The sequence below is a fragment of the Streptomyces paromomycinus genome, from assembly GCF_003865155.1.
GTDB lineage: Bacteria > Actinomycetota > Actinomycetes > Streptomycetales > Streptomycetaceae > Streptomyces > Streptomyces chrestomyceticus.
On sequence record NZ_BHZD01000001.1, the window covers coordinates 1,625,416 to 1,642,130 of the forward strand.

A 16,715-nucleotide genomic window follows, 5' to 3' on the forward strand; every position below is an offset into this window, starting at 1 on the left:
GCCGTACGTGGCCGCCCCGGCCGCCGTACCCACCGTGCTCTGCGCGGTCATCACGATCGTCGTGCCCGTCGTGCCCGTCGTGCCCGTCGTGCCCGTCGTGCTCGTCGTGCTCGTCGCGGTCATCACGATCGTCGTGCCCGTCGTGCTCCTCGCGGTCATTCATGCATCACCTCGTCGGTCGGCCGTGGTCGGCGGTCTTCCGGGAACTGCGGTGCAGAGTCCGTCAGTTGAAGCCGGTGGGGAGGTATTCGTCGACGTTGTCCCCGGTGACGACGGCGGAGTAGAGGGTCACCGAGGCGGGGATCTCCAGTTCGGCCGTGCCGGAGATGCCCCGGCCCTGGGCGAGAGCGCGGGCCAGGTCGACGGCCGAGGCCGACATGGTCGGCGGGTACAGGACGGTGGCCTTCAGTACCGAGTTGCCGGCCTTGATGGTCTCCATGACGCGCCGGGAACCGGCGCCGCCGACCATCAGGAAGCCGTCCCGCCCGGCCTGTTCGATGGCGCGCTCGGCGCCCACGCCCTGGTCGTCGTCGTGGTTCCACAGCGCGTCGAAGGAGGGGTGCGCCTGGAGCAGCCCGGCCATCTTCGCCTGTCCCGACTCCACGGTGAACTCGGCGGCCTGCCGCCCCACCTTGCGGATGTTGGGGTAGTTCTTCAGGGCGTCGTCGAAGCCCTTGGTACGCTCCCGGGTCAGTTCGAGGGTGTCGATGCCGGCCAGTTCCACGACTTTCGCGTCCGGCTTGTCCTTGAGCTGCTCGCCGATGTAGCGCCCGGCGTTCAGGCCCATGCCGTAGTTGTCGCCGCCGATCCAGCAGCGGTACGCCTGCGGGGAGGCGAAGACCCGGTCGAGGTTGACGACGGGAATGCCGGCCCGCATGGCCTTCAGTCCGACCTGGGTGAGCGCCTTGCCGTCGGCGGGGAGGACGACCAGGACGTCGACCTTCTTGTTGATGAGGGTCTCGATCTGCCCGATCTGCTGGGCGGTGTCGTTGGAGCCCTCGGTGATGTCGAGGGTGACGTCCCGGTAGCGCTTCGCGCGGTTCCTGGCGTTCTGGTTGATGGCGTTGAGCCAGCCGTGGTCGGCCTGCGGCCCGGCGAACCCGATGGTGACCTTCTTGCCGGGCCGGTCGTCCGCGCCGCCCGCCTGCTGCTGCGTGGCGCCCGCAGACACGTCGCCGCGCTGGTTGCTCGTACAGGCGCTGAGCAGGGCGCCGGCCGAGACGGCCGCCGCGCCGAAGAGCATGTTCCGGCGGGTGGCGCGGGTGGCCGGTGCACCCGCCTGCGTGCCGTACGGGCCCGGCGTGCTGTCGGTCATGACTTGTGCCCCTTCTGGACCAGTACGGCGACGACGATGATGGCGCCCTTGGCGATCTGCTGGACGGCGGTCTCCAGGTTGTTCAGGGCGAACAGGTTGGTGATCGTGGTGAAGACGAGGACGCCGAGCACCGAGCCGGTGACGGTGCCGCGGCCGCCGCTGAGCAGGGTGCCGCCGATGATCGCGGCGGCGATGGCGTCCAGCTCGTAGAGGTTGCCGTTGGTGTTCTGGCCCGACCCGGTCAGCACGATCAGCAGGAACGCGGCGATGCCGCAGCACAGCCCGGACAGCAGGTAGAGCAGCAGCCGCTGCCGCCGTACGTCGATGCCCGCCAGCCGCGCCGCCTCCGGGTTGCCGCCGACGGCCACGGTGCGCCGCCCGAAGGTCGTACGGTTCAACAGCAGCCAGCCGGTGACGGTGACGGCGGCGAAGACCAGCACGATCGGCGGGACGCCGAGGACGTACGCGTCACGGCGGCCCAGATCCAGTACGGACGGTACCGAGACGATCTGCGTGCCGCCCTGGCTGATCTGGAGGGCGAGCCCGCGGGCGGCGGCGAGCATGGCGAGCGTGGCGATGAACGGCACCATGCCGCCGAACGCGACCAGCAGTCCGTTGACCAGCCCGCAGCCGAGGCCTACCAGCAGCGCGCAGAGCAGGATGCCGCCGAGCCGGTACTCCTGTGTGGCCACCGTCGTCGCCCAGACCGTGGCGAGGGCGACCGTCGCGCCGACGGACAGGTCGATCCCACCCCCGATGATCACGAAGGTGACGCCGACGGTCACCACGCCGATCACCGAGGCCTGGGTGAGCACCAGTTGCAGGTTCTGCACGCTCAGGAACTGCTCCGGCCGGGTGAGGGCACCGACGGCCACGAGTGCCGCGAGCACGCCGAGCAGGGAGAGGTTGCGGACGTCGGCGCGGGCGCGCAGCCGGCCGCGCACGGCGGGGGTACGGGACGGGGGCGGGCCTGGTGTCTCCGGCGCGGGTGCGTGCGCCGGTGCGCGCCCGGCGCCGGCGGGCACCGGCCGGCGGGGCACTTTCTCTTCGGAGGTGTTCACGGTCGGTCTCCTCGCGCTGTGTCGGCGCTGCCTGCCATGACCAGGTCGAGCACCCGGTGTTCGTCCAGTGCCGCCGCGCTGCCCTCGTGGACGACCCGGCCCTCGCGCAGGACGAGCACGCGGTCGGCCAGGCCCAGGACTTCGGGGAGTTCGCTCGACACCAGCAGCACCGCCACCCCGTCGTCGGCGAGCCGCCGCACCAGCGCGTACAGCTCGGCGCGCGCACCGACGTCCACCCCTCGGGTCGGCTCGTCGAGCAGCAGCACCCGGCAGCCGCGCAGCAGCCAGCGGGCCAGTACGGCCTTCTGCTGATTGCCGCCGGACAGGGTCCGCACCGGCCGGTCCGGGTCGTCGGGCCGCAGCGACAGGTTCCGGGCGGCGGTGCGGGCGGCGGAACGTTCCGCCGCGCGGTCCAGCCATCCGGCGCGGGAGAAGCGCGGCAGCGAGGAGACCGAGACGTTGCGGTGGACGGGCTCCAGAAGCAGCAGCGCCTGGGACTTGCGCTCCTCCGGGGCGAGGCCGAGGCCGGCGCGTACGGCGGCGGGGACGCTGCCGGGGCGCAGCGGACGCCCGTCCACGAGGACGCGGCCCGCGGTGGGGCGGCGCGCCCCGAAGACGGTCTCCAGGATCTCCGAGCGCCCGGACCCGACGAGCCCGGCGAGCCCGAGGATCTCGCCCGGGTACAGGTCGAAGTCCAGTGGCGCGAACTCGCCGCGGCGGGTGAGGCCTTGGGCGGTGAGGGCGGGGGTCGGGACGGGGGTGGGGACGGAGGTGGGGGTAGGGGTAGGGGTGAGGGCGGTAGCGGGTGCCGGGGTGGGGGTGGGGGCTCTGTCCTCGGTGGTCGCAGTGGTCGCGGAGGGCCCGGGGGGCGCCGTGTGCTGCCGTACGGGGAAGGTGTGCTCGACGGTGCGGCCCGTCATCAGGGTCACGATGTCCCGGGTGGCGGTCGTCCGCGCGGCCAGCCCGCGGGCCGCCGCCCGGCCGTCCTTGAGGACGGTGACCCGGTCGCCGACCTGGCGGATCTCCTCCAGCCGGTGCGAGATGTACACGACGGCGACGCCCGCGCCGGTCAGGCCCGCGACGATCCGGAAAAGGTTGCCGACCTCGTCCGGGTCGAGGGCGGCGGACGGCTCGTCCATGACGATCAGCCGTACGTCGTGGGAGAGGGCGCGGGCCATGGAGGCGATCTGCTGCCCGGCGGCGGACAGCGAGCCGACCGGCGCGCCCGGGTCGATCTCGGGGTGCCCTAGACGGCCCAGGATCGCGGCGGTGGCGGTGCGGGCCTCGCGGGAGCGGACGAAGCCCATGGTGGCCCGCTCGTGCCCGAGGAAGACGTTCTCGGCCACCGACAGGTGCTCCACCAGGTCGAGTTCCTGGTAGATGGTGGCGATGCCGAGTCCCATGGCGGCGGCCGGCGACTTCAGCACGACGGGTGTGCCCTGCCAGCGGATCTCGCCCGCGTCGGGCTGGTGGGCCCCGGCCAGCACCTTGATCAGGGTGGACTTGCCGGCGCCGTTCTGGCCGAGGAGGCAGTGCGTCTCACCGGCCGTCACATCGAGGTCGACGCCGTCCAGGGCCCGTACGCCGGGGAAGGACTTGCTGATGCCGTGCATGGTGAGCAGGGGTTCGCCGGGGCCCGGCGGTCCGGACGAGGCCGGCGGTCCGGGGTGGCGCTCTGGTGCCATGGCGTGCAGCCTCCTCGACGACGTCGGTGAGCGGGCCGGGCGGTGCGGGCAGGCCGGGCAGTGCGGGCAGGCCGGGCGGTGCGGGCGCGCTGCGGTGCGGACGGACACGTGCGGGACGTACGGCGGTGGGACAGGGGCGGTACGACGGGACGGGAGCGGAACGACGGGACGGGAGCGGAACGACGAAACGCAGACGGTACGACGGGACGGGGGCGGCACGACGAAACGGCAGCGGAACGACGGGACGAGGGCGGTACGACGAAACGGCAGCGGAACGACGGAACGCAGACGGTACGACGGAACAGGGGCGGTACGACGATCACTGGCGTACGGAGTCGCTTCGGTACGGACGTACGGCGTGCGGCGTGCTCGGCGCCGCTCCAGCGGTGTGCGGGAACGAGCGCGCGACGTGGTGCGTGCGTCGGGTGGTACTGCGGGTGGTACTGGGGTGGTACTGGGGTGGTACTGCGGGTAGTGCGTCAGGCGGGTGAGAAGAGGTGGTCGCTGATGAGGCGGGCGGCGCCGGTGACGCCGGCCGCCTGCCCCAGCTCCCCCAGCACGATGGGCAGGTTGTTCGTCGCCAGCGGCAGCGACTGGCGGTATACCTGGGTGCGGATCGCGGCGAGGAGGGTGTGGCCGAGGCCGGTCACGCCGCCCCCGATCACCACCAGCCCCGGGTTGAAGAAGCTGACGAGACCGGCGATGACCTGGCCGGTGCGGCTGCCGCCGGTCCGGATCAGGTCCAGTGCGACGGGGTCGCCGGCGGCGGCAGCGGCGGCCACTTCGGGCGCGCCGAGCGTGCCGGCCGCCGCCCGCCGCGCCGCCAGCTCCGGTGAGGTGCCCTCGCGCGCGGCGGCCTCCGCGTCGCGGGCCAGGGAGGCGCCGCCGAAGTACGCCTCCAGGCAGCCCCGGTTGCCGCAGGCGCACGGGCGGCCGTCCGGTTCGACCTGGATGTGGCCGATGTCGCCGGCGCTGCCCGTCGTCCCTCGGTAGACCTCGCCGCCCACCACGATGCCGCAGCCGATCCCCGTACCGATCTTGACGAAGAGGAAGTCCTGCACGGTGCGGGCGACGCCCGCGTGCTGCTCCCCCACTGCCATCAGGTTGACGTCGTTGTCGACCATGACCGGGCAGCCCAGTTCCTGGCTGAGCGCCTCCCGTACGGGGAAGCCGTCCCAGCCCGGCATGATGGGCGGCGCCACCGGTACGCCTTCGGGGAAGCGGACCGGCCCCGGCACGCCGATGCCCGCGCCGTCGAACCCTTCGGCCACCCCGCTCGCCTTCAGCTTGCCCGCCAGCGCGAGGGCCTGCTCGAAGACGGCGACCGGCCCCTCGCGCACGTCCATGGGCTGGGTCAGGTGGCCCAGCACCTCCAGCTCCGCGTTGGTGACGGCCACGTCGACGGAGGTGGCACCGATGTCGATGCCCAAAAAGCGCAGGGCGGGTGCGAGCCGGACGTTGTGCGAGCGGCGCCCGCCCCGGGAGGCGGCAAGGCCGTCGGCGACGACCAGCCCGGTCTCCAGCAGCCGGTCCACCTCCACCGCCAGTTTCGAGCGTGAGAGGTCGACCTGGTCGCCCAGCTGGGCACGGGAGTTGGGGCCGTGGTCGCGGAGCAGGCGCAGGAGCCGCGCCTGGTGCGCGTTGGCGGGCCTCGCCGTCATGCGCCTCACGCCACCCCTCCAGCCGTCGTCGGCCGTACGCGGTCCGGCACCGAGCGGCGCCGGGGCTTTCGAGGGGAACGTAGCAGCGCTTGTCCGGGCGGGGAAGAAGTACGGACAGGATCGCCACAGACTTTCTCCTGCGTGAGGACAAAGTTGCGGACAAAGCCGCCGTGGCCGCTGGTCGGCGTCCGGCGGCGGCCCGGGGAGAATGGGCCGGTGAACTACCGCTACCGCGTGCTCGGCGCCACCCAGGCGCGCCGCCCCGACGGCACCGAGGCGCCCGTGAAGGGGGCGCGGCTGCGTGCCCTGCTGGCCGCGCTCGCGGCGGGCGGCGGGCGGCCCGTACCGGCGGACCGGCTGATCGCCCAGGTGTGGAGCGAGGACGCGGAGCCGCCGGTGGACGCCCCGGCGGCGCTCCAGGCTTTGGTCGGCCGGCTGCGCAGGGCTCTCGGCGGGCCGGCGGTCACCTCGTCGCCCGGCGGGTACGGGCTGGCGGCCGGGCCGGACAGCATCGACCTCTTCCGCTTCGAACGGCTGACGGCGGAAGGCACGGCCGCACTGCGCGACGGCGACCCCGCGCGGGCGGCCGCGCTGCTGCACGAGGCGCTGGCCCTGTGGCAGGGCCCCGCGCTGGCGGACCTGCCGGGGCGGGACAGTGATCCGCTCGCCGTACGGGCCGAACGGCGGCACGGCGAGGCCCGCCACGCCCGGTTGGCAGCCGACGTGGCGCTGGGCCGGGCAGCGGACACCCTGGCCGAACTGGCGTCGCTGGCCACGGCGGAGCCCCTGGACGAGCCCTTGCAGGCCCTGCGCATCCGGGCACTGTGGGCGGCGGGGCGGCAGGCCGAGGCACTTCAGACGTACGAGGAGGTGCGGGCGGGACTCGCGGACCGGCTGGGCACCGACCCCGGCACCGAACTGCGCACCCTCCACGCACACTTGCTGGCCGGGACCATGGAACCACTCACCGCGCCGTCAGCGGCCTCCTCCACCGGCACCCCCACCACACCGGCCCCCGCCACCCCCGCACCGGTTGGCCACCTCCGCGCCCGACTCACCTCCTTCGTGGGCCGCACCGACGAACTGGCCTCGCTCAGCCGCGAGTTGACCGGACAACGACTGGTGACCCTGCTGGGCGCGGGCGGTGTCGGAAAGACCCGTCTGGCCCTGGAGGCCGCCGACGCCGCCTGCACGCAGGGCGAACGGTGGACCGACGGCACCCGGGTCGCCGAGCTGGCCTCCGTACGGGACGGGAAGAGCGTGCTCGAGGCCGTCCTGACCGCGCTCGGCGGCCGGACGACACAGGTACGGGCGCCGGGCGCCGACGACCTGCACGCCCCCGGGAGCCCCGCGACCCCTCTCGACCAGCTGGTGGACCACTGCGGGCAGCGGCGGATGCTGCTGGTGCTCGACAACTGCGAGCACGTGCTCGACGCGGCTGCCGAGCTGGTGGACACCGTACTGGCCCGCTGCCCGGGTGTGACGGTACTGGCCACCAGCCGCGAACCGCTCGGCGTTCCCGGCGAATCGGTACGCCCCGTCGAGCCGCTGTCCCCGCAGGCCGCGCTCCGGCTGCTGGGCGAGCGTGGTGCCGCAGCGCGCCCCGGGTTCCGTACCGACGACGACCCGGCCGCGTGCGCCGAGATCTGCCGCAGGCTGGACGGCCTGCCGCTCGCCGTCGAACTGGCGGCGGCACGGCTGCGCGCGCTGACACCGCGGCAGATCGCGGAACGGCTGGACGACCGGTTCCGGCTCCTGACCGGCGGCAGCCGGACATCCCTGCCCCGGCAGCAGACGCTGCGCGCCGTGGTGGACTGGTCCTGGGACCTGCTCACGGCCGACGAACGCGCGGTGCTGCGCCGCCTGTCCGTCTTCTCCGGCGGCTGCGAGGCGGCGGAGGCGGAGTACGTGTGTGCCGTCCCCGCCCCGGCCGACGGCCCCCAGTCCTCCGCCGACGGCCCCCACTCCCCCGCCGACGTCCTGGCCGTACTCACCTCCCTCGTCGACAAGTCCCTGGTCACCGCCGCCCCCGAGAGTCCGCGCGGGATGCGTTACCGGCTGCTCGAAACGGTCGCCGAGTACGCCGGGGAGCGGCTGACGGACTCCGGGGAGCGGGCGGCCGTGGAGCGGCGGCACCTGACGGCGTACCGGGAGCTGGCCCGGACCGGCGAGCCCGAGCTGCGCGGGCCGCACCAGGCGGCGTGGCTGGAGCGCTTCGAGACCGAGCACGCCAACGTACGGGCCGCGCTGCGCACGGCGGTCGCCCGGGCCGAGGAGCAGGACGGACTGTGCCTGGCGCTGTCCATGAGCTGGTTCTGGCAGCTGCGCAACCATCAGGCGGACGCCCGGCACTGGGCCGCCGCCGTCGCGGCCCTCGGCTCCGACCCCTTCGCCGACCCCGTACGGCCCGCCGAGCCCCTGGCGGAACGGTGCACGGCGGTCCCTCCGCCGTGGTCGGGCGAGCGGCTGCGCGAGGCCCGGCGCGGCGTCCGGCTGCTGGTGCTGGCGAGCAACAGCGACCAGACCGGGCCCTCCGGGCCGGTGCGGCCGGAGTCGGTGGTGGCCGCGTACCGGCCGGGGCTGCCGCAGACCGTGCGGCAGCCGGGCGTCATGTGGTTCTTCGCCCGGCTGATGACCGGCGGGTTCGCGGGGCTCGACGAGACCGTCGACGCCGTGGTGCGCCACTGCCGGGACCTGGGGGACGGCTGGGACCTGGGCCTGGCGCTGCTGCTGCGCACCAAACTGCTCGGCGGCCGGCCGGGTGAACTGGACCGGTCGGCGCGCGACGCGGAGGAAGCGCTGGCGCTCTTCGAGGCGGCCGGGGACCTGTGGGGTACCGCCGAGTCCCTGTCCGCGCGCGGCGACATGTACGAGCGGCGCGGGCAGTACGCACTGGCGGACGCGGACTTCGAGCGCGCCATGGAGGCTTCCGCCCGGGTCGGGGCGGACGTGCAGGTGCCGGAGTTCAAGGCGAGGCTGGCGGCCGTACGGCTGGAGGGCACGTACGGGAAGGGGGACATGTACGACAGGGGCGACACGTACGAGAGGGATGACACGTACGGGAAGGACGACACGTACGGGAAGGACATCACGTACGGGAAGGACATCACGTACGGGAAGGACATCACGTACGGGAAGGACATCACGCACGGGAAGGACATCACGTACGGGACGGGCCAGGAGAGCGGCAGTGCCGAGGGGGCCGGCGCTTCCCTCTCTCTGCGGGTGCGGGAGGCCGAGCGGCTGCTGCTGGAAGCCGTGGCCGAGTCCCGGCCCTCCTCCGGCGAGACGCTGAGCACCGCGCGGCTGCTGCTGGCCCGGCACTACGGCCGGACCGGGCGCACCGGCCTCGCCCGGGAGCAGCTGTGGGAGGCCGAGCAGGCGTTCACCACCGGCACTCCGGCCCTCTTCACCGGGGTGGTGACCGGGCTGCACGGCTGGCTGGACTGTCTCGACGGGGACTTCACCCGGGCGCGCGAGCACGTGCGCCGGGCCGTACGGCAGCTCGCCGGCCTCGCGCCCCTGGTGGCTCCGCGCCTGCTGGCCCATCAGCTGCTCTGCGGCGGGTGGTCGATGGCCCACTCGGACGCGGCCGAGGACGGCGCCCGCCTGCTGGGTGCGTACGACCGTCACGCGCCCGGCGCCGACGGCTTCGGTCTCCAGCCGCTGCCGCCCGAGGCCGAGGCCCGGGTCCGGCAGCACGCCGAAGCAGCGCTGCGTGCCGTGCTGGGCACCGACGCGTACCGGCGTGCCCACGCCGAGGGCGGCGGCCTCACGGTGCATGAAGCCGTCGCCCTCGTCTGACGGGCGGCGCCGTCCGCCCTATTGCGCGTCGGCCAGCCGTTCCCGCGCGTCGGCCAGGTCGTCTTCCGTCGGCGCGTCGTCCTGGGTCAGCGCGCGCCGCCAGTAGCCGGTGAAATCGATGTCCCGCTTGTCCAGACCGCGGTCCTCGACGAGGTGCCTGCGCAGCGCGCGGACCGCGCCCGCCTCCCCGGCGAGCCAGGCGAACACCGACCCGGCCGGGAACCGGGCCCCGCGCACCGCCTCGACCAGCGGTTCCCCCGGCGCAGCCGGCCCCGTGCCCCGGTGCAGCCAGTGCACCGTCAGGTCCCCGCGAGTGTCGAAGGTCTGCTCGTCCGCCGCGTCCGTGACCTCGATGTACGCCACCGCGCGGGCGCCTTCGGGCAGCCACTCGGCCAGCGTGCCGATGGCCGGCAGTGCGGTCTCGTCCCCGGCGAGCAGCATCCAGTCGGCCGTGCCGAGCGGGACCGGCCGGGCGAAGTACGCCGACGGGCCGAACATGCCGAGCGTGTCACCCGGCGCCGCGCGGTGCGCCCAGCGGGTCGCCGGGCCATTCGCCGATCCGTTCTCCGATCCGCTCACCGGGCCGCCGTCCGGGCCGCCGTCCGATCCGCTCACCGGGCTGCCGTCCGGTCCGCTCACCGGTCCGCTGCCCGATCCACTGCCCGCGCCACTCACCAGGCCCGTACCGTGCAGCACGAAGTCGATGTCGATCGTGCCGGTCTCGGGGTGGTGCGCGCGGACGGTGTAGCTGCGCGTCCACGGCCGTTCGTCCTCGGGGATCGTCCGGAACGCCTGGTACCACCGCATCAGGTCGCCGTCGGCCGAGGCTTCCGGGAGCCGCGGGAGGCGCTGACCGTGCCGGGGGAAGTAGAGCTTCACCTGTTGGTCCGGCGCGTCCAGGCGGAATCCGGCGAGGTCGGGGCCGCCGAAGGTGATCCTGACCAGGTGCGGCGAGAGCCGCCGGACCGCGGTGACCTCGATGTACCGGACGGGGAGGGGTTCCGGCGAGGGAGTCTGCTGCTGCATCACTTCTCCTGAGGGGAGGGGCGGGCCACCGGCCCACTGCGGCGGTGGCGCCCTGTGCGGGACAGGGGCGAGGACAGGGACAGGGACAGGGGCAGGGACACGACCGTCGCAGCCGCCACCGACACGCCACCTACAGCTCACCTGCACGGCCAGGTACAGCACGTACGAGGGGCGCCCGCACGGGCAGCCGCCTCCCGCGTGCCGCGCGCGGCCCAGCTATCCGGGTGATTCGCCGCCAGGGCCGTCACGGTGGGCTCTCCACCGTCAATAGGTCTGCTGACAGCCGTCCCGCACGAGAACGGAACACCACACCATGCCCCTGCCCACGGACCGCCGCCGCCCGCACTCCCTCACCGCGGCGGGCATCCTGGCCCTCGCCGCCACCCTGGGCGCCGGAACCGCCCTCGCCGCCTCCCCCGTACACGCCGCGCCGCAGGCCCCCCAGGGCACGTCAGTGCGCGTGGGGACCGGCACCGCCGACTTCTGCCTCACCCCCGTTGCCACCCGCGCGCTCGCATCAGCCGGAATCCGCCTCGCGGCGGTCGCCCCGGCGAAGCTCACCGGCCCGGCCGGACGCCGGTGCGTGTCCGCGCCCATCGCGGGTGGCGCGTTCGACCTCCGCGCCGGCTCCGGGCACCTCACCTTCAGGGGCGGCTTCGACTTCGTACGCAAGGACAAGCGCCATCTGAAGATCGATTCCCTGCGGGCCGACCTCGCCACCTCGCGCGTCACCGCGAACGTGGGCGGCTCCAAGGCGCACCGGACCGACTTCCTGGCGTTCCGCGTGGACCGAAACCGGGTCAAGGTGAGTGGCGGACAGGTACGGGCGCAGCTGCCCTTCACCCTGACCCAGCGAGGCGTCGGCGCCTTCCGCGGCGCGTTCCAGGGACGTTCGCCGCTCGCCGCGGGCCAGCGGATGTTCGACGGGGACGGTACGGCCCGGCTCGGCACCGCCCGGAAGCACACCCCGGCCGCCCCTGGTGAGCAGGCGCCGGGCGCCGCGCGCAAGCAGACGCCCGACCCCGCGCGGAAGCAGAATCCCGCAGCCCCGCAGACGTCCGGAACTCCGCAAACCTCCGGAACTCCGCAGATTTCCGGAACCCCGCAGACTTCGGGGACCCCACGGAAGCAGACCCCCGGCACCCCGCAGACTTCCGGGACTCCGCAAACTTCGGGGACCCCGCGGAAGCAGACCCCCGGTACCCCGCAGGGCCAGCCACCGGCCGTCGCACCCCGCCCGCTCAGCGACCCGGCCGTCGACCCGGTGAACGACGTGGCCATGAACCCGCTGCGCCAGGTGTCGTCCGACTGACCCCGCTGCCCGTGGCGGTGGCGGCCTGACCGGGCGTCACTGCCGCGGGACGTCGACGCCGGCCGCGCGCAGGTTCGCCTCGATCAGCGTGTTCAACCGGGCGATGGACGGTGCCTGGTCCTCCCCGTGCCGGTTGACCAGCCGGTACCGCGCGGCGGCGTCGGTCTGCTTCCCGAAACCGGCCGGCATCGTCAGCCGCGCGCGGTCGGCCAGCAGTTTGTCCGTCAGCGCGGACGCCAGTTCCTCGATCCGCGGGTCGTCCGGCTCCCAGGACCGCGCGTCCCAGCCGCGCCGGGTCAGCTCGACGTGTTCGGGATCGTCGAGGAGGAGTTCGAGCCGGGTCAGGAAGCTGTCGACGATCTCCGGGACCAGCGCCCGGGCCAGCACCAGCGCCTCCCGCTGAGCGGCCACGTAGTCGGGCCGGAAACCGAGTCCGGCGAGCCGGTCCAGGACCGCGCACGCCCGGTCGGGCAGCAGGACCCGGTCGCCATGGGTGAGCCGGTGCAGCGTGTCGCGGCGCGCGGTCAGGTCCTCGATCCGTTCGGTGAGCCGGCGGTGGACGTCGTCCAGGGCGGTGGCGAACCGCTCGGGACCGGCGTCGAGCAGGTCGGCTATCTCGGCCAGCGGCACGCCGGCCCCGGCCAGGGTGCGTGCCTGGATCAGCCGGAGCAGGTCGGCCGATCCGTAACGCCGGTAGCCGGAGCTGTCCCGTTCCGGCTCGGCGACCAGGCCGAGCCGGTGATAGTGCCGCACCGTCTTGACCGTGACACCGACGAAGGCGGCCGCCTGGCCGATCGTGAGTCCGTCCGCCATCGGCTCAGCCCGCCTTCCGGCACGAGAGGTGCGAGAGGTGCGAGGGACGAGAGGGGCGCGAGGGACGGGAGAGGCGCGAGGGACGGGAGAGGTACGGGGCGTACGGAGCGTACGAGTTGCGGACGATCACAGGGGGGAGAGTAGCGCGCCCGTCACCGCCCAGGGCATGTCCCCGACAGAGATTGACCTTGACCTTGGGTCAGGGTGGACGCTCATCGCAGCACCGCTTCGAAAGGGCCGGTGGCCGCGGGGCCACCGTTGCGCTGCCGAGCCGTGCCGGACGCCCACCACCGCGCCAAGAGGAATGAATGACCATGACCAAGACCCTCCGCACCACGCAGAACCCCACCACGCAGAACCCCGCCACGCACAACCCCACCACGGAGAACCCCACCACGGAGAACCCCGCCATGCAGAACCTGGCCACGGAGAACCGCACCACGGGGAACTCCGCCGCCGGACCGGACCGCCCGGCGCTGCGAAAGGTCCTCCAGGAGGTCGTCGACTCCGGCATCACCGGCATATCGCTGCGCGTGCACGACGAGCGGGGCGAGTGGACCGGCAGCGCCGGAGTGGCCGAGCTGGGCGGGTCCGCCGAACCGCCGGCCGACGGGCACGTACGGATCGGCAGCAACACCAAGACCTTCACCGCGACCCTGGTCCTGCAACTGGTGGCCGAGGGAAAGATCGCGCTGGACGCCCCGGCGGACGACTACCTGCCCGGCTTCGGGCTGGACCGGCGGATCACGGTGCGGATGCTGCTGCAGCACACCAGCGGGGTGTTCAACTTCACCGGCGAGTTCTACGAGGACGGGACGACGGTGCCCGGGATCCCCTCCACCATCTCGGGCAAGGAATGGGTGGACCAGCGGTTCCACACCTACCGGCCCGACGACCTGGTACGGCTGGCCCTGTCCAAGCCGGCCCGGTTCGAGCCGGGGACCGACTGGAGCTACTCCAACACCAACTACGTGCTGGCCAGGATGCTGGTCGAGGAGGTCACCGGCCGCTCGTGCGCCGAGGAGACGCGGGAGCGGATCCTGGTTCCGCTCGGCCTGTCGGGCACCATCGTGCCGGGCGCCTCGCCGGAGATCCCCCAGCCGCACGCCCACGCCTACTACCGGTACGAGGACGCCGGCCGGCCGGAGACGGTCGACGTCACCCGGGTCAACCCCTCCTGGATCTCCGCCGGCGGTGACATGATCTCCACCACCCGGGACCTCCACACGTTCATCTCCGCGCTGGCGGGCGGCAGACTCCTGCCGGCCCCGCTGCTGGCCGAGATGCGCGCGCCGCACCCCAAGAGCGGCTTCGGCCTGGGGCTGCGCGTGCAGGACACGGGCCCCGGCGGCGACACCCTCCTCTTCCACAACGGAGGCGCCGGCGGCCACGCGGCGTTGATGTACAGCACGCTCGACGGCAGCAGGACCCTGACCGCCTCGCTGAACTACGTGGACGACGCCGCGCTGTCTCTCACACTGCCGTTCCTGCGGGCGCAGGAACGGCTCGTCGAGGAGGTGTTCGGCGGCGGGCGGTCCGGCTCGGCCGACGAGCCTGCCGAGCCGGCCGAGCCGGCCGAGGCGGCGGGAACGAACGGCTGAGGCGGCCGAGGCGGGCCGGTCGACGGCGGGCCGGTCGGCGGGCCGAGCGACCTCGGCTTCGCCGTCAGTCCCGGTCGCGGTCGTGGTACGTACGCCGGGTGTGCTCGGTGTGCGCCCGCATGACGGCGGACGCCCGTGCCTCGTCCCGGTCGGTGATCGCCGCGATCAGCTCCCGGTGCTCGGCCCAGGACCGCTTTCCGCGCTGCCGGGCGACGGGCGTGTAGTACCAGCGCACCCGTCGCCCGACCTGCGCCGCCAGACCGGCCAGTACGGCGTTGCCGGCCAGCTCCATCACCTTGGCGTGGAACTCCGCGTTGGTGGCGACCGCGGTCTCCACCGCGTCGTCCCGTACCGCCTGTTCACCCTTGTCGCACAGCGCCGCCAGCTCCGCGATGCCGGCCGGCCCGGCGTTGGCGGCGGCGAGCCGGGCGGCCTCCGCCTCCAGCAGCGTCCGTACGGTGAACAGCTGGTCGGCCTCCTCCTCGGTGGGCTCGTGCACGAACGCGCCCTGCGCGGGGCGCAGATCGACCCAGCCCTCGGTGTTGAGCCGCTGGAGCGCCTCGCGGACCGGCTGCCGGGAGACCCCGAGATGTCCCGCCAGCTCGCTCTCGACCAGGTGCTGGCCGGGGCGCAGCGTGCGGGTGGTGATCAGTTCGAGGAGCGCTTCGTAGACGCGCTCGCGCAGCGGTCCGGGGCGTTCCAGTTTCGGTACGGCGCCCTGCGGCAGCCCTGTGGACAGCATCGAGTACCCCTCCGTGACGCGGCCGGGACGGTGTTCCCGCGCGGACGCCCGTACTGCGGACGCCGATTGGTTATCGTCTACAGTCTACCGACCGCGGACGCCCCGACGCAGGCCACTCGCAGAACCGCCGCCTTCCGGCCACCACGACCGGCCGCCTTCCGCCGCCTGCGCCCCGGACACCGGCAGGTGCTGCGAAACTACGACCGCTGGAACACCCTCGGTCCACCGCGGCTCCGCCCCACTCGGAGCCGCCGAGAGAAGCGGGTTGCCGATGCACGGAGGAACGGTCGCCGTCGTGGGCGGCAGCATCGCCGGCTGCGCCGCCGCACTCGCCGCACACCGGGGCGGCGCGGCGGAGGTCACGGTGTACGAACGGGCCGCCGGCCGGCTGGCGGACCGCGGCGCCGGGCTGGCCGTGCACAACGACCGCTACGCGGAGCTGGCGTCGGCGGGCTACCTGGACACCGGCATCCCGTGGCTGCAGCTCTGGCGGCGCCGCTGGTACACGCGCGACGGCGAACTGCCGCTCGGGCGGCCGGTGGGGGAACTGCCCTTTCCGTTCCGTACGTACAACTGGGGACCGCTCTGGCACGGGCTGCGCGCCCGGATGCCGGAGACCGCCGTGTTCCGCGGCGACAGCCTGGTCCGTACGGTCGAGTCCTCACCCGACGGCGCGACGGTGCTCCTTGAGGACGGCAGCGCCCACCACGCCGACCTGGTCGTCGGCGCGGACGGCTACCGCTCCGTGGTCCGCGGCGCCGCCTTCCCCGACGTACGGCCCGCGTACGCCGGGTACCTCGCCTGGCGCGGCGCGTTCCCCGCCGAGCGGCTGGCCGCACTCGGCCCGGACCCGGACGACGTCTGGCCGGTCGAGGACTGCGTCTTCGCCGTCTTCCCCGGCGGTCACGCCGTCATCTACCGCATCCCGGACGGCACCGGCGGCCACCGCGCCAACTGGGTGCTGTACGCCGTCCCGCCGCCGGACACCGCCCTCGGCCTGGTCTCCCCCACCAGCCTGCCGCCCGGCACCCTCAGCGAGGCGCTGCACGCCTGCTTCGCGCAGATCACCGCGGAACTCCTGCCGCCCTACTGGGGTGGCCTGCTCCAGCTCACGCGGCCCGAGGAGCTGTTCATCCAGCCGATGTACGACTTCACGGCGCCCCAGTACGCCGCGGGTCGCCTGCTGCTCGCCGGGGACGCGGCCACGGTCGCCCGCCCGCACACCGGCAGCGGCGCGGTGAAGGCCCTTCAGGACGTCACCGTGCTGGAGACGGCGATCACCGCCGCGAGCACCTGGTCCGAGGTGTCCGCCGCGTACGGGGCCGCGCGCGGTCCCGTAGGAGTCTCGATGATGGAGCTGGGCCGCCGGCTGGGCGAGGCCCTCGTCCTGGGGAGCCCGGACTGGCGGACGGTGGGCCAGGCGCAGCTGGACGCGCTGTGGGCAGGCGCGGGCGCGGCCGCGTTCGGCGGGCGCGTACTGCGGGGAGCGGACGGGCAGCGCGCAGCACACGGGACGGTGCGGTAGGGGCAGCGGGGCGCGTACTTCCCGGCGGCGGGCTGCGGGGCGCGTAGGCACCGGCGGCGGGCGACGGGGCGCGTACGCACCGGCGGCGGGCGATGGATCTCGTAGGCGCTGGCGGCGGGCGACGGACCTCGTGGGCCCTGGCGGCGGGCGACGGACCTCGTACAAGCTGC

At 73.9% G+C, this 16,715-nt stretch carries 11 protein-coding genes; 4 read left to right on the plus strand and 7 right to left on the minus strand.

The genetic code is table 11. From position 1 onward, the window contains the following. Nucleotides 1-223 precede the first annotated feature (223 nt). From OEIGOIKO_RS06160 to OEIGOIKO_RS06175, 4 genes are all read right to left on the minus strand, one after another. Nucleotides 224-1,315, minus strand: a complete 1,092-nt coding sequence (locus OEIGOIKO_RS06160; RefSeq protein ID WP_125052555.1) for a substrate-binding domain-containing protein — start codon at nt 1,313-1,315, stop codon at nt 224-226. After that, nucleotides 1,312-2,259 (minus strand): ABC transporter permease, encoded by a 948-nt coding sequence (locus tag OEIGOIKO_RS06165; protein ID WP_246177950.1) that lies wholly within the window; start codon nt 2,257-2,259, stop codon nt 1,312-1,314. Before OEIGOIKO_RS06165 ends, OEIGOIKO_RS06160 begins: the two co-directional genes overlap by 4 nt. Before the next feature lie 113 nt (nt 2,260-2,372). After that, on the minus strand, nt 2,373-4,061 hold the full coding sequence (locus OEIGOIKO_RS06170; protein ID WP_125052558.1) for a sugar ABC transporter ATP-binding protein: 1,689 nt from the start codon (nt 4,059-4,061) through the stop codon (nt 2,373-2,375). Nucleotides 4,062-4,540: 479 nt separating this feature from the next. Continuing rightward, entirely contained in the window at nt 4,541-5,722 is a 1,182-nt protein-coding gene (locus tag OEIGOIKO_RS06175; protein WP_125052560.1) for an ROK family transcriptional regulator, read from the minus strand. 216 nt (nt 5,723-5,938) lie between these two features. Here OEIGOIKO_RS06175 and OEIGOIKO_RS06180 point away from each other — a divergent pair, with 216 nt between their 5' ends. Next, nucleotides 5,939-9,526, plus strand: a complete 3,588-nt coding sequence (locus tag OEIGOIKO_RS06180; protein WP_218039980.1) for an AfsR/SARP family transcriptional regulator — start codon at nt 5,939-5,941, stop codon at nt 9,524-9,526. Between the two features lie 18 nt (nt 9,527-9,544). Here OEIGOIKO_RS06180 and OEIGOIKO_RS06185 read toward each other — a convergent pair whose 3' ends face one another. Then, nucleotides 9,545-10,552, minus strand: coding sequence for a siderophore-interacting protein (locus OEIGOIKO_RS06185; protein WP_125052562.1), 1,008 nt, complete (start codon nt 10,550-10,552; stop codon nt 9,545-9,547). 313 nt (nt 10,553-10,865) lie between these two features. On the opposite strand from OEIGOIKO_RS06185, the gene OEIGOIKO_RS06190 reads away from it, so the two are divergent. Continuing rightward, nucleotides 10,866-11,864 (plus strand): hypothetical protein, encoded by a 999-nt coding sequence (locus OEIGOIKO_RS06190; protein ID WP_125052564.1) that lies wholly within the window; start codon nt 10,866-10,868, stop codon nt 11,862-11,864. Between the two features lie 36 nt (nt 11,865-11,900). On the opposite strand, the gene OEIGOIKO_RS06195 is transcribed toward OEIGOIKO_RS06190, so the two are convergent. Beyond that, nucleotides 11,901-12,677, minus strand: a complete 777-nt coding sequence (locus tag OEIGOIKO_RS06195) for a MerR family transcriptional regulator (RefSeq protein WP_125052566.1) — start codon at nt 12,675-12,677, stop codon at nt 11,901-11,903. A gap of 410 nt (nt 12,678-13,087) precedes the next feature. On the opposite strand from OEIGOIKO_RS06195, the gene OEIGOIKO_RS06205 reads away from it, so the two are divergent. After that, nucleotides 13,088-14,278 (plus strand): serine hydrolase domain-containing protein, encoded by a 1,191-nt coding sequence (locus OEIGOIKO_RS06205; protein WP_125058492.1) that lies wholly within the window; start codon nt 13,088-13,090, stop codon nt 14,276-14,278. Between the two features lie 64 nt (nt 14,279-14,342). Here the strand turns inward: OEIGOIKO_RS06205 and OEIGOIKO_RS06210 are convergent, their stop codons facing one another. Then, nucleotides 14,343-15,020, minus strand: coding sequence for a GntR family transcriptional regulator (locus OEIGOIKO_RS06210; RefSeq protein ID WP_125052568.1), 678 nt, complete (start codon nt 15,018-15,020; stop codon nt 14,343-14,345). Between the two features lie 271 nt (nt 15,021-15,291). Between OEIGOIKO_RS06210 and OEIGOIKO_RS06215 the strand changes: the two genes are divergently transcribed. Continuing rightward, the gene (locus OEIGOIKO_RS06215; RefSeq protein WP_125052570.1) at nt 15,292-16,545 is read left to right on the plus strand and encodes an FAD-dependent monooxygenase; all 1,254 of its coding nucleotides are present in this window, start codon (nt 15,292-15,294) and stop codon (nt 16,543-16,545) included. Nucleotides 16,546-16,715: the final 170 nt, after the last annotated feature.